This is a genomic window from Calothrix sp. CCY 0018 (genome assembly GCF_963920925.1).
In the GTDB taxonomy this organism is placed as follows: Bacteria; Cyanobacteriota; Cyanobacteriia; order Cyanobacteriales; family Nostocaceae; genus Rivularia.
The window spans coordinates 97,625-110,747 of record NZ_CAWUDI010000003.1 but is presented as its reverse complement, the minus strand read 5'-3'; the positions used below and the strand labels follow the sequence as shown (position 1 = coordinate 110,747).

Below are 13,123 nucleotides of genomic sequence, written 5' to 3'. Positions count from 1 at the left end.
CCATCCAATTGCCAACAGAAAAGCTGATAGTTATAATTAACTTGAAGTCATTACGACTATGATTATCTTAACGATTAATGATTTATAGTGTCAAATAGTTGTTTTTATGACAATTGGATGCTATGGGGACGGTGGTTATGGGTCGAAAATGTGTAAAAATAGTTACTATTAAGATGTATTGATTATAAAAGTTTAAAGTATGCGTCCCGAAAAGTTAGCGATCGGATGAAAAAAATGGGAAACGTATTTTTTTTGTAGAAGCTACACTTTTATTATTGAGAATACAATTATTTGAATTGTTGAAGACCACAATAAAAATTAACCCAATTTTACGGCAACAGACAAAGGGCAACTATCTATGATTAATTTTGACAAAAAAGCGTTAACTAAAAATTCGGCTCTTAAGAGTAAAGTTCTTAGTGGGTTGCTCTCAGCCAGTTTGCTGTTGTCTGGGGCTTTGGGTGGAACGCAAGCCTTAGCTCAGCAGAAGAAGGACAACCAACTTAGTTACGGCGAATTGCTTTCCAAAGTTGAGCAGGGTGAAGTTAAGCGAGTAGAGATTGATGAAACTGAGCGGATAGCTAAGGTATATTTAGCGGAAGAAGATGCGGACAAACCCAGACAAGTTAAGCTTTTGGATGACAACCGCGAGTTAATTAATCAACTAGTAGAAAAGAAAGTTGATTTTGGAGAAACCAACTCTGAGAATAGCAGGGTGGCTGTTTCTTTGTTATTCAACTTAATGTGGATTTTGCCTTTGGTTGCTTTGATGCTGCTGTTTTTGCGTCGTACAACCAATGCTTCTTCTCAAGCGATGAATTTTGGTAAATCCAAAGCTCGTTTTCAGATAGAAGCCAAAACTGGGATTATGTTTGATGATGTAGCGGGGATAGAAGAAGCCAAGGAAGAACTTGGTGAAGTTGTGACTTTCCTTAAGCAGCCAGAGAAATTTACTGCTGTTGGCGCAAGAATTCCCAAAGGTGTATTATTGGTTGGCCCTCCGGGTACTGGTAAAACTTTACTTGCAAAGGCGATCGCTGGAGAAGCGGGAGTACCTTTCTTTAGTATTTCCGGTTCGGAATTTGTGGAGATGTTCGTGGGTGTTGGTGCTTCCCGCGTTCGAGATTTATTTAAGAAAGCCAAAGAAAACGCTCCTTGCTTGATATTTATTGACGAAATTGACGCTGTGGGAAGACAGCGGGGAGCCGGTATCGGTGGTGGTAATGACGAGCGCGAGCAAACTTTAAACCAGCTACTTACGGAGATGGATGGTTTTGAAGGTAACAACGGTATCATCATTATTGCAGCGACAAACCGCCCTGACGTACTGGATGCAGCGCTTTTACGTCCCGGACGTTTTGACAGACAGGTGATAGTTGATGCACCGGATCGAAAAGGACGTTTGTCAATTTTACAGGTTCACGCTCGTAATAAGAAACTTGACCCTTCAGTTTCTTTAGATGTTGTAGCTCGTCGCACTCCGGGTTTTACCGGAGCAGATTTAGCCAACCTTCTTAATGAAGCAGCGATTTTAACTGCAAGAAGACGCAAGGAAACAATTACACAAATAGAGATTGACGATGCGATTGACAGGTTAACTATTGGCTTAACTTTAAATCCGCTGTTGGATAGTAAGAAAAAGCGGTTAATTGCTTATCACGAAGTTGGACACGCTTTACTAGCGACACTTTTGAAAAACGCAGATCCGTTAAATAAAGTGACAATTATTCCTCGTTCCGGTGGAGTTGGTGGTTTTTCCCAACAGACACCTAATGAAGAGATAATTGATAGCGGTTTATATAGTAAAGCTTGGCTCAAAGATAATATTACCATGACGCTGGGAGGAAGGGCATCAGAAGCCGAAGTCTTTGGTGATAAAGAAATTACGGGTGGTGCTAGTAATGATTTGAAACAGGTGACAAATCTCGCGAGGAAAATGGTCACAATGTTTGGAATGTCCAATTTAGGACTAGTAGCCTTAGAAAGTCAGAATCGAGACGTATTTTTGGGTGGAGATTGGGGGAATCGCAACGAGTATTCCGAAGACATGGCTACCCAAATCGATAAAAAAGTGCGAGAAATTGCTCTTTCCTGCTATCAAGAAGCCCGTCAAATTATGCGAGAAAACCGGGCATTATTAGATCGTCTTGTTGATTTACTAATTGAACAAGAGACTATAGAAGGCGAACAGTTTCGTAAAATAGTTTCTGAATATACCGAGTTACCAGCAAGTAAATTGGTGATTAGTACTAAGTAGTTAGTAGTTAGTGGTTAGTTGTTAGTTGTTAATTGTTAGTAGTAAATTAGAAACCCGGTTTTTTATTGGAAAAGCCGGGTTTCTATAATTATTCATTTTTGCGATTTATTCATTAGACATCTCCGGAAAACATTTATATGGTTTTAAATTTACAGATTGACCTAACCCCCCTGCCCCCCTTCCCGGAGCAGGGAAGGGGGGTTTTAAAGCCTCTCTCCTTGTAGGAGAGAGGTTTGGAGAGAGGTTTTTTTCATTTCCGAAGATGTCTATTGCAAGATTATTCCTACCTGATAACTGTTCCCTGTTAACTGATAACTGATTACTGTTCATTGATCGCTTTCGATTCTTCAAGTTTGATTTGATAGCGTTGAGAGCTATTAATATTTGATGTGTTGGTGAGTTGCTGCTTGGAATACATGGCTTGAAGAACCTGTGCTGGGTCAATATAATTTTGATCGTATCTGAGTACCCAGTGAAGATGAGGACCTGTAGTGCGTCCAGTCATTCCGATACGTCCAATTCTAAATCCTGCGGGTATTTGCTGACCTTGAGCAATTTTAATACCACCAGCGCGGTCAACCATATAAAGAGTACCGTTTGATTTTTCTACCCTTCCTTTCATATGACAGTAGCTGTGTTTCCAGTTACCCGACTGAACGATGATATGGGTACCGCAAGCACCGCGATCGCCTACTTGAATCACCGTACCTGCCCACCAATTGCGGATGTAGCTACCTTGAGGCGCGGCAATATCTAAACCGTTGTGAAACTCCACACGACTACCCCTACGACGATATCCGAAAGGGGATGTGTAAGCTTGAAAACGTTCGACGGGGAAAGAAGCTGATGACCAGACGTTATTTGTAGCGTATAATGTAGAGTTTTTCTCTACAGCTTTCACCGTATTTGAGCTAGGTAATATCGTTGTTAAACTTACAAGAATAAATCCTAAAACTTTGAGATTGAGTATTCGTTTATTCATATTTTGATACTTCTAATTGTACTTATAAATTTACTTAGTCAATAGTAATATTGCGGTCAAATTCAAAACTACTATAAATTTAGTTTTAAACTGTATTTTCTGTATATACATCCCAATATTTGCATTATCCTACTTGTGGATATACCAATGTCAAGTAACTATTTTTATGCTTTTTTGAAAGTTTTTTAGATATAATTGTCTTCAGTAAAAATGCTCAAAAATATCTTGATAATTCTTGGCTAAAAATGATATTTGAAAGGGATAATACGCAAGAATTAAAAAGCAATCGCTGACTTCATGAGTGTAATTAAGGTGCAGCGTATTCTAGAGAAAAATGTTTATGCATTTTTACGTATAACCCTTGATATTTCTGTGGACTAACCTATAACTAAGTATTAATCAGCAGCAGTAAAGTTCCCCATCCACACAAACAGTTTAAAAAAGTACGTCTAACAACATTCGGGGTATCCGCACAATTTGGACTAAATCCTTCCCACTGGGTTTATCAGAGAAGTTTTACCAATCGCCACAAATACTGTAAAATTTATCTTTAAAAAGAATTATTATGGCCGATAATATTAGGCTTGCAAGTTAATTAAATAATTTCGAGCATTTTCCCAAACCATGTTAGATATATTCCCTTTCAGGTTCGACATAAATACAGTAGCCATTGCTGGAGCGACTTTATGGTCTTTGGCACTGTACCTTGGTTTTTCCCCGCTTAGCGAATGGGTAACAAAGCAGCTAAACCGCTGGTTTAACTTTGCCGAGCGATTTATGTATACCAGTGAGACTGAATTTGAAAAAACTCGCAAAGCAAGAGAATCACAAAATGCTTTCTATGCTTCAATTTTTAGTATCATCCCGTTTTTAATATTTGGTGCCTTATCTAACTGGATTATAGAAATCAGTTTGGGAGGTAGTTGGGGTATCAGTACCGGAATTCTAGCCTGTATGAGTTGCGGAGTTTATGAATTAGGCAGACGAGACGGGGAAAACAGCGAACAGTGAACAGTTATCAGTTACCAATTACCAATTACCTTCTATGGCATCACCTCGGATTATTGTAGAAACTTTACTACCACATTTAAAAGCAGCAGCGGGTTATGCTCGTTTTCTGCAACCGAAAATCGCAGCACTTCCTGACAAAGATGGTGGGGAAAGCTTTTTTTCTGCTGCTTTGACTGAAGCGGATTTGGCAATTCAAAATTTTGTAGAAGTTGCTTTATTAGGCAATTTCCCAGATATTCGTTTTTACGGGGAAGAATATAAAAGCTCTCCCAATACAAAATATTTTCGTGCTGTTGATTTTGGCGAGAAAGATGATTATTTAGTTACTCTCGATCCCATTGATGGCACAAAATACTATATAGATGGACATTCTAATTATCAAATTATTCTCAGTATCTTAAATACAGATGATTATGAAGCTGTAATTGCTATCTCCCCTAACCAAAATACTTATTTCTACGCTCTCAGAAATCAAGGTGCTTTTAAAGGTACTTTAGATATGGATTTATCACAATGCACTCCATTAAAAGTTGATTCGATAGCTAAACCTACAATACTATTAGGTTCGTCAATGAATTCTCTCACTACTGCATTAGTTGATAAATATCAGGTAATTAATGCAGTCGAAGATTATTCTAGCTCTATACAAATGCCCAATCTCAATTCTATTTTCTCTGGTGGAATTAGTGGTGCTGTCAAAAGATTTGGTCAATTTATCGATGGTGGTGCTTTAGCTTTTCTTGCTAGAGAAGCAGGTTGTATTGTTACTAGTTTAGATGGTTCTGCTTTACCTGCACTAAATACCTGCGAAGATTACAAATTACCGGGATTAATCATCGCAACTTCCGAATCTGTTCATCAAGATTTACTCGAAGCGATTCAGAATGATTCTGGTAGTTGGTAATTGGTAATATACTTCTATTATACGGAAATATCTAAATATGTTTTATAAGTGCTTGTGTTTAGCGCTAAAACTTAACTAGAAACCTCGCTGCTTAAGATGACGCTTGCAATATTCTCAAAGCATCTAATCTTAACAATCGCAATTTATCTAAAGGATTCACTAAAGATATTTTTTATTGATTCCATCTTTTAAACTTTATGTCAACCGTAAGAAAAATGGCAAATCATGTTTATATTAAGTTGGCCGTAAATGTCTGTTTCAACCTTAATTTAACCAACGAGTTTATAAAGGTTATAAGCTTGGTGAAATTTTTAGACATACGTCGCCACATATTATTAATTTACCGTAGTCTGAAACCCTTGTCAAATCGTAACCGCGTTTTTCAAATGTCAGGAATATTTGACCAAATTTACAGTTTTAGCTTTTGTTATTCTTATCAATCGCAAGAATAATATTTGAAAATCGGATTATTGGCTTTATTTAGTTGCATCAAAATTATTAGAGTTGTATTGTACCGCAAACAATGTTCTTTTATACGGAAATAGAGAACGATAGATGATCGAATATGAGGAGTTTTCAAAGTCGTTTAAAACAGTTTCTGTATATATAAGGTGGAAGGTTGTTTAAATAAAGCTGTATTTTACCGATAATAAGTATTTCGATTATACGGGAATAGCGAACGATGGATTATCGAATATAAAGGAATTTTCAAAGTTGTTTCAAACAGCTTTGAGTAAATTGAATATCTATTAGGTAATTATAATTGGTGATTTAACTCTTCAAATACCAACTGAGTTAACTTAGCAGCAGCACCAGCTTCACCTCTAGCACTTCTCAAATTATCGCGTATTTCAGCTAATTTTTCGGGATTTTGCAAATAATTGATCGCAATATCGGCGACTTCCGACGGTTGTAATTTTCCTACTAATTCCGGGACAATTTCTTTTTGCGCCCATATATTCGGCCATGCAAGCAAACCTTTACGTTTAAGAAAATACCAATTTATCAACTTCGCGAAACTAGTACCAAATAAAGGTAAATTAGCGAGTAATCCAGGTATACCATCCCAAGAGCGCATTGCATCCAATTGCTGAGTAGGCAGTAAAACAATCATCGGTACAGCTAAAGAACCAAGTTCGGCAGTGTTAGCGCCGACGGTAGTTAAACAAAGACTGCATTTAGATAACAGATCGTAAGCCGGGTGTTCTAATAATAGTTTTACTTGTAAACCCGTGGTAGTTTCTAATAATGGTTGTTTGGAATCTATATCTATTAACTTTGCCGATGTATTTTCAAAGTATTGTGACATTGGATTTTTTTGTGCATCGGCGAAACTAGCCAAAGTTTGTAAATCTAGAGTTGGCGCTACAGGGATGAAGAACTTTGTTTGTGGGAGTTTGTTGTGAATCTGTTGTGCGATCGCCAAACTCAAAGGTACACCCTGAGCTAATTTAGCAGCTTTAGAACCAGGTAAAATTCCAATTAATTCTTCCCCCTCTCCCCCCTCTCCCCCCTCTCCCCCCTCTCCCCCCTCTCTGGCAGAAACTTCCGCCATCAAATCACCAACAACGGTAAATTTATCAGCATATTTTGGATTAACCTTGGCAGCGACTTCCGGTTTCATCACCCCGAATCTATTAATTAAAGAATGCCATCGTGCTTCCCATTCAGCGTAAATTACAGTACGATAACCCAACCTTTTACCAATTACTACGGGGAAAAATTGATCTCCACCTAAGAATAGAACAACACCTTTTTCTCTCCAATCCCAATTATCGGCAGTTTTCCCGGTGAGTAGAAAAGGAAAGAAATTTTTAGCAGATTGGACTCTATCAACTTCAGGATAAGAAAGAGCAATGCCAGCTTCCTTACCGCTAGCGTTGGCACAAGGGGATAAAACAACGGAAATGCGTATTTTGTCGCGGTTATTACCGAGTTTATCGCGTAACGATTTTACTACAGGACGTACCCAAGTTGTGATTTCTCCGGGGCCATTGGAAAGAATAAGAATATCAAACATCAGTTTTCAGTGAGTAGTGAGCAGTTATCAGTTATCAATGATCAATTATCAATAGAAGTTTGCGAGATGGTATTCTTGCTCGCACTACAAATATTAAAACCTTTATTCTTGTAGGGTTTGTGACGGCGATTTAAAGTCGGGTTTGGGACAATGTGCGGCGGAAATGGTAGCAGCACAGATATTCAATCAACAAAATAGTATTCCGATTACTACTATATATGGAAGCGTTACTAGTGGTACTGCTTGGAGGTTTCTTAAATTGTCAGGGCAGATATTAAATATTGATTTACAGGATTATCCGGTTCCCCCGGTGGAAGTGATTTTGGGAATGTTGGTTTGGATGGTGAGGGAAGGGTAGTCGTAAATTTAAAATTTATGGGTAAAGTTAGGGAGGGGGAGAAGGGGTAGAGGGGGTAGAAAAGTTTTCTAATCTATAGCAGTGATTATCGAACTAAATTCCTATATTAAAATTAAACTACATTACTATCCGCTGGTGAAACCATGACATCTCTCGCATCAGCAAACCAACAAAGCGATATTGAAATCATCTACCCAAGCTCTGACGGTAAACCTTTGGCAGAAACCTACGCTCATTTATATGCAATTCTTGTAACCTTAGAAATATTAAAGCAGTATTTGCAGGGACAGCAAGCCACTGTTTTAGCTGACCAATTTTTATATTACGCTCAAGGTTTTCCTAGACTCAGAGTAGCACCTGATGTAATGGTAATTTTCAACGTTGCTTTTGGGGGTAGGGATAATTATAAAATTTGGGAAGAAAAACAAGTACCTGCGGTGATATTTGAAATTACCTCGGAAGGAACCAAGGAAAAAGATACGGGTTACAAAAAAACGCTTTATGAACAATTGGGTGTTAAAGAATATTGGTTGTTCGACCCGAAAGGGGAGTGGATTGAAAATAAATTAAAAGGTTATCGTTTAAAGAAAGAAGTTTACGAAGAAATTACCGATAGCAGAAGCGAACCTTTGCAACTTAAATTAAAAGTTGAATCGGAATTAATTGCTTTTTATAGAGAAGATACCGGAGAGAAATTACTAGCACCAAGCGAATTAGCGCAAGCACTTAAAGAAAGTGAAGAAAAAGCCGAAAGGTTGAAAGATAAATTGAAGGAATTGGGTGTAGATCCAGATACGGTTTAGATTAAAGATAATTTTATAATATCCGGCGGTTGAAACCGCATCTACATAGGCAAAATCCACCTGCGTGGATTAATGAATTTGATAACCCACGTTCACCGCTCGCGGTGCGGCTCAGGTGGGTTTCGTTTGTGTAGCCGCGATTTCAATCGCCAGGTTTAATTCAATTAACGAATTTCATCACGTATGCATCAACCGACTACGAATACCAATCCAATCCCTGGTTTTAATTTTCCCAACTATATAAACATCAATCTCACCATCACCAATTCAATAAATTTTAGTCTCTTTGAAACGAGTTTTAACTATATTGGATAATTTCAGAAGAATTTTTCTATATCTTTCATAAGAAATTTCCTTGTATTCCCGACAATCTTCTCCAAAGAAACCTCCTCACCCCTTTGCGCCAACCTCCGCGCCCCTTTGCGTTAAAAAATATATTCATCAATAACCAAATAACCAACCAACAATATTACAAATAGTTTACTAAATGTGAGTAAGCACACCAAAAAAACGTAAAGTAATGTAAAGCTAAAATTGTTTAAATTTATCGAATTGTGTCAGATGGACGATAAAACGCCCATAAGAAGGCAATTTCTGATAAAAAACATTTAATGCTTAATGCCGAATCCAGAGAACACGCATCATAGGAGCGAGGAAACGTATGTTTACTCACGTCAAGTCCACCATTAGACATATCAAGCCTGATAACCTCGAAGGGCGACATTTAATTAAGGTGGTCTATGTCGTGTTAGAGTCCCAGTATCAAAGTGCTTTATCGCAAGCGGTACGGACTATAAACGATAATCACCCCAATATTGCTATTGAAATCAGCGGTTATTTGATTGAGGAACTTCGTTCGCCAGAGAATTACGAACAATTCCAGAAGGATGTAGAAACTGCGAATGTTTTTATCGCTTCACTTATTTTTATTGAAGATTTAGCTCAGAAGGTAGTTGCAGCGGTGCAGCCCCATCGCCATAAGTTTGATGTGGCTGTATGTTTCCCTTCGATGCCGGAAGTTATGCGTCTGAATAAGATGGGTAGTTTTTCCTTGGCGAATTTGGGACAGTCCAAAAGTGCGATCGCGAGCTTTATGAAGAAGCGCAAGGAGAAATCCGGTGCCTCTTTTCAAGATGGTATGTTAAAGCTGCTGCGGACTTTGCCTTCTGTATTAAAGTATTTGCCGGTTGAAAAGGCTCAAGATGCTCGTAATTTCATGTTGAGTTTTCAGTATTGGTTGGGAGGCTCTGCCGATAATTTGGAAAACTTCCTGTTAATGCTGGCTGATAAATATGTTTTAAAAGATGTAGATAAAAGCAACTTTAAGTCTGTAGAAGAGTATCACGCGCCGGTTGTGTATCCCGATATGGGAGTTTGGCATCCTTTAGCGACAACGATGTTTGAGGATGTGAAGGAGTATCTCAACTGGTATAGCAGCCGCAAAGATATTTCTGACGATTTAAAAGATCCCTTAGCGCCTTGCATTGGTTTAGTATTGCAGCGCACGCATTTGGTAACTGGTGATGATGCACATTATGTGGCAATTGTCCAGGAATTGGAAGCGATGGGAGCTAGGGTAATTCCGGTTTTTGCTGGCGGTTTGGACTTTTCTAAGCCAGTAGATGCTTATTTTTATGAAACTTCTACGTTAAATAAAGGTGATAAGCAAGGTACTACTTTAATCGATGCTGTAGTATCTTTGACAGGATTTGCTTTAGTTGGTGGCCCCGCCAGACAAGACCACCCGAAGGCGATTGAGTCGTTGAAGCGGTTAAATCGTCCGTATATGGTTGCCTTGCCTTTGGTATTCCAAACTACCGAAGAATGGATGGAAAGCGATTTGGGATTGCATCCGATTCAGGTGGCTTTACAAATTGCCATACCCGAATTAGATGGTGCGATCGAGCCGATAATTTTATCTGGTAAAGATGGCGCAACCGGAAAGGCGATCGCTCTGCAAGATAGAGTTGAAGCAGTTGCAAAACGAGCAATGAAATGGGCGAATTTGCGCCGCAAGCCCAAGTTAAATAAGAAGGTGGCGATTACTGTATTTAGCTTCCCACCAGATAAAGGTAACGTCGGAACCGCAGCATATTTAGATGTATTCGGTTCGATCTACGAGGTAATGAAAGCCTTACAAAGTAATGGTTACGATTTACCCGAATTACCCGGCAGCGCCAAAGAGTTGATGGAACAAGTCATCCACGACGTACAAGCACAGTATGCAAGCCCTGAGCTAAATGTTGCTTATCGGATGTCGGTTCCCGAATATGAAGAATTAACACCATATTCTCACCGTTTGGAAGAAAATTGGGGGCCACCTCCAGGAAATTTGAACAGCGACGGACAGAATTTATTAGTATACGGGAAGCATTTCGGTAACTTATTTATTGGTGTACAGCCGACATTTGGTTATGAAGGCGATCCGATGCGGTTGTTATTCTCCCGCTCTGCAAGTCCCCACCACGGTTTTGCTGCTTACTATACTTACCTGGAAAAAATTTGGGGTGCTGATGCGGTACTGCACTTCGGTACTCACGGCTCCTTGGAATTTATGCCCGGAAAGCAGATGGGAATGTCGGGTGATTGTTATCCCGATAGTTTAATTGGTACGATTCCCAACCTGTATTATTACGCTGCCAACAACCCTAGTGAAGCCACAATTGCCAAACGTCGCAGCTACGCGGAAACGATTTCTTATCTAACACCCCCCGCAGAAAACGCCGGTTTATATAAAGGTTTGAAAGAATTAAGCGAACTAATTGGTTCATACCAAACCCTCAAAGATACTGGAAGGGGAGTTGCGATCGTCGATACCATCATGGATAAAGCCCGGATGGTAAACCTTGATCAAGATATCGATTTACCTGATAGTTGCAAGGAAATGTCCGCAGAGGAGCGCGATAACATCGTTGGTAGCGTCTACCGTCGATTGATGGAGATAGAATCGCGACTGTTGCCATGTGGATTACACGTTGTCGGAAAACCTCCCACAGCAGAGGAAGCAATCGCTACTTTGGTTAATATAGCTGAGTTAGACCGAGAAGAATCAGAACTAATTAGCTTACCCAGGATAATTGCTACTAGTATCAATCGCGACATCGAAGAAATTTACCGCAACAGCGACAAAGGTATATTACAAGATGTGGAATTGCTACAACACATCACCTTAACTACCCGCGAAACCGTTACCGCATTAGTTCAAGCCCAAATCGACGCAGAAGGTAGAGTATCCCTAGTTTCCAAGTTGAATTTCTTCAACATGGGCAAAAAAGAACCTTGGGTAGAAGCTTTGCATCAAGCAGGTTATCCCAAAGTTGATAAGGAAGCCCTCAAACCGTTATTTGAATACTTGGAATTCTGCCTAAAACAAGTTTGCGCCGATAACGAATTAGGTGCATTACTCAAAGGATTAGAAGGAGAATACGTTTTACCGGGGCCAGGAGGAGATCCAATTCGCAACCCCGACGTTTTACCTACAGGTAAAAATATCCACGCTTTAGATCCGCAATCAATCCCCACAATGGCAGCGGTTAAATCCGCGAAAGTCGTTGTCGATAGATTGTTAGATAGACAAATGCGGGAAAACGGCGGCGAATATCCCGAAACTATAGCCTGTGTATTATGGGGAACCGACAATATTAAAACCTACGGGGAATCACTAGCACAGATAATGTGGATGGTAGGCGTGCGTCCGGTTCCCGATGCATTGGGAAGGGTGAACAAGTTAGAATTAGTACCTTTGGAAGAGTTGGGCAGACCGAGAATTGATGTTGTAATTAATTGTTCTGGGGTATTCCGCGACTTGTTTGTTAACCAAATGAACCTGTTAGATCAAGGCGTGAAAATGGCAGCAGAAGCCGACGAACCCTTAGAAATGAACTTTGTGAGGAAACACGCTTTGAAGCAAGCGGAAGAAATGGGTATTAACCTGCGTCAAGCTGCTACAAGAGTATTTTCAAATGCAAGTGGTTCATATTCTTCCAACATCAACTTAGCCGTAGAAAACAGCACCTGGGAAGAAGAAAGTGAATTGCAGGAAATGTACTTGAAGCGGAAATCCTTTGCATTCACCGCAGATAATCCCGGAATGATGGAAAACTCACGGGAAATCTTTGAAAGTGCCTTACAAACCGCTGATGTCACCTTCCAAAATTTAGATTCTTCGGAAATTAGCTTAACCGACGTTTCCCACTACTACGACTCCGATCCGACAAAAGTAGTAGCCAGCTTGCGGAAAGATGGTAAAAAGCCAGTTGCGTATATGGCAGATACTACTACAGCAAATGCTCAGGTACGTACTTTGTCAGAAACCGTGCGCTTGGATTCTCGGACTAAATTATTGAATCCGAAGTGGTATGAAGGGATGTTATCTCACGGTTACGAAGGTGTGAGGGAGTTATCTAAGCGGTTGGTTAATACTGTGGGTTGGAGTGCGACAGCGGATGCAGTTGATAACTGGGTTTATGAAGATACCAACGAAACCTTTATGAAAGATAAGGAAATGCAGGAAAGGTTGTTGAACTTAAATCCGCATTCCTTTAGAAAAATGGTGACTTCACTGTTGGAAGCCAATGGTAGAGGTTACTGGGATACAGATGAAAGTAACTTGGATAAGTTGCGGGAATTGTATCAGCAAGTTGAGGATAAAATTGAGGGGATTGAGTAGGTAGAAATCTAATTTTTAGTTTTTTTTAACCCGCCGTTTGTGCGGGTTTTTTTGTTTTTAACGCAGAGGGGCGCGGAGGTTTGCGCGGAGGGGATAATGAGGTGGTTAGAATGTAATTT

Annotated in this window: 9 protein-coding genes and 1 pseudogene; 6 read left to right on the top strand and 4 right to left on the bottom strand. The window is 39.7% G+C overall.

What is annotated here, in order from left to right; all coding sequences use genetic code 11:
- Positions 1 to 358: 358 nt before the first annotated feature.
- Positions 359 to 2,257, top strand: coding sequence for an ATP-dependent zinc metalloprotease FtsH (gene ftsH, locus ACM03V_RS03110; protein ID WP_414619290.1), 1,899 nt, complete (start codon positions 359 to 361; stop codon positions 2,255 to 2,257).
- A 105-nt stretch (positions 2,258 to 2,362) separates the two neighbouring features.
- Here ftsH and ACM03V_RS03105 read toward each other — a convergent pair whose 3' ends face one another.
- The gene (locus ACM03V_RS03105) at positions 2,363 to 2,587 is read right to left on the bottom strand and encodes a hypothetical protein (protein ID WP_414619289.1); all 225 of its coding nucleotides are present in this window, start codon (positions 2,585 to 2,587) and stop codon (positions 2,363 to 2,365) included.
- Entirely contained in the window at positions 2,577 to 3,239 is a 663-nt protein-coding gene (locus ACM03V_RS03100; protein ID WP_414619288.1) for a M23 family metallopeptidase, read from the bottom strand. The genes ACM03V_RS03105 and ACM03V_RS03100 overlap by 11 nt, the downstream gene beginning before the upstream one ends.
- 624 nt (positions 3,240 to 3,863) lie before the next feature.
- Between ACM03V_RS03100 and ACM03V_RS03095 the strand changes: the two genes are divergently transcribed.
- Positions 3,864 to 4,250: a hypothetical protein gene (locus tag ACM03V_RS03095; protein WP_414619287.1), complete on the top strand. Its 387-nt coding sequence runs from the start codon at positions 3,864 to 3,866 to the stop codon at positions 4,248 to 4,250.
- Positions 4,251 to 4,284: 34 nt separating this feature from the next.
- Entirely contained in the window at positions 4,285 to 5,154 is an 870-nt protein-coding gene (locus tag ACM03V_RS03090) for an inositol monophosphatase family protein (protein WP_414619286.1), read from the top strand.
- A gap of 757 nt (positions 5,155 to 5,911) precedes the next feature.
- Here ACM03V_RS03090 and ACM03V_RS03085 read toward each other — a convergent pair.
- Positions 5,912 to 7,174 (bottom strand): lipid-A-disaccharide synthase, encoded by a 1,263-nt coding sequence (locus ACM03V_RS03085; RefSeq protein ID WP_414619285.1) that lies wholly within the window; start codon positions 7,172 to 7,174, stop codon positions 5,912 to 5,914.
- Positions 7,175 to 7,301: 127 nt separating this feature from the next.
- Between ACM03V_RS03085 and ACM03V_RS03080 the strand changes: the two are divergent.
- Together ACM03V_RS03080 and ACM03V_RS03075 are read left to right on the top strand one after the other, a co-directional pair.
- A pseudogene (locus tag ACM03V_RS03080) lies at positions 7,302 to 7,532 on the top strand (hypothetical protein); the annotation flags it as partial.
- 143 nt (positions 7,533 to 7,675) lie between these two features.
- The gene (locus ACM03V_RS03075) at positions 7,676 to 8,335 is read left to right on the top strand and encodes a Uma2 family endonuclease (protein WP_414619284.1); all 660 of its coding nucleotides are present in this window, start codon (positions 7,676 to 7,678) and stop codon (positions 8,333 to 8,335) included.
- Between the two features lie 177 nt (positions 8,336 to 8,512).
- Here the strand turns inward: ACM03V_RS03075 and ACM03V_RS03070 are convergent, their stop codons facing one another.
- Positions 8,513 to 8,602: a nuclease A inhibitor family protein gene (locus ACM03V_RS03070; RefSeq protein WP_414619414.1), complete on the bottom strand. Its 90-nt coding sequence runs from the start codon at positions 8,600 to 8,602 to the stop codon at positions 8,513 to 8,515.
- A gap of 394 nt (positions 8,603 to 8,996) precedes the next feature.
- On the opposite strand from ACM03V_RS03070, the gene ACM03V_RS03065 reads away from it, so the two are divergent.
- Positions 8,997 to 13,004 (top strand): magnesium chelatase subunit H, encoded by a 4,008-nt coding sequence (locus tag ACM03V_RS03065; RefSeq protein WP_414619283.1) that lies wholly within the window; start codon positions 8,997 to 8,999, stop codon positions 13,002 to 13,004.
- The last annotated feature ends 119 nt before the right edge of the window (positions 13,005 to 13,123 follow it).